Raw genomic sequence first — 946 nt, forward strand, 5'->3', positions numbered from 1 at the left:
GAAATTAAAATAGGAAGGTAGCGGGAAATGATACTTAGCTTAAAAAGATTCGCCCTTTTTCAAAAAAGAGGTTTACCTTTACCTAAGGGCAGGCTTTATTATATATATTGAGAGGTGAGTAGGATGTATACAATAGGAGAATTAGCCGATTTGGCTGGTGTGACAAGGAAAACTTTGCGCCACTATGACAAGATTGGTTTATTAGAACCACAGACTTTATCTGTGGCAGATTACCGAGTCTAATAATGTTTATATGCATATATATTTTGTAAAAAGTACAAAAAAATAGCGTATAGTAATCGCCATACGCTATTTCATATGATTAAGGATGCTCACATTCCGATAAACGATTTGTGTCACACCTTGATAATCGGGTTCGCTCGACCAGCTCAAGCCTGCTTCAGACTAATTTGCAGCTGATTACATCAGCTACTGCATTATTCTTCCAGCATTATTGAGCTTAGTGGTCTCACTCACACCTTGTTTTTATTCTACGCCGAATTCTTTGCTTACTTGATCTGCGATTCGTTTTGCATAGTTGTATGCTTCTTCGTCTGTTTGGGCTTCTACCATAACACGTAATAGGTTTTCTGTTCCTGAAGGGCGTACTAAGATACGGCCATTGCCGGCCATTTCTGTGTTCACTTCATCAATAACTTGTTGTACCGTTGCAGAATTCATTGCTTCTGTTTTACCTTCACGTGTTACACGCACATTGATTAATTCTTGAGGGTAAGTTTTCATTTCACCAGCTAATTCAGATAATTTTTTACCTGAAGTTTTTAATACATGTAGTAATTGTACTGCTGATAAAAGGCCGTCACCTGTGTTGTTGTAGTCCATGAAGATGATATGACCTGATTGTTCTCCACCAAGGTTATATCCGTGTTCACGCATTTCTTCAACCACATAACGGTCACCAACTTTAGTTTGTGGTGCTTTCATG

At 38.3% G+C, this 946-nt stretch carries 1 protein-coding gene and 1 pseudogene; one reads left to right on the forward strand and one right to left on the reverse strand.

Annotated features, from left to right (window positions below):
* Positions 1-123: 123 nt before the first annotated feature.
* Positions 124-243 carry a MerR family DNA-binding transcriptional regulator gene (locus ACRCJ0_RS15735; RefSeq protein WP_154837408.1) on the forward strand — a complete coding sequence of 40 codons (120 nt, stop codon included), beginning with the start codon at positions 124-126 and terminating at the stop codon, positions 241-243.
* Positions 244-486: 243 nt separating this feature from the next.
* Here the strand turns inward: ACRCJ0_RS15735 and ACRCJ0_RS15740 are convergent.
* Positions 487-946 (reverse strand): annotated as a pseudogene (locus ACRCJ0_RS15740) (phosphoglucosamine mutase); the annotation flags it as partial.

The sequence above is a fragment of the Aerococcus sp. L_32 genome (assembly GCF_050689315.1).

What these genes read in the sequence shown, in the direction of transcription:
- ACRCJ0_RS15735 (WP_154837408.1), top strand. Translation starts at nt 124, where the DNA reads ATGTATACAATAGGAGAATTAGCCGATTTGGCTGGTGTGACAAGGAAA.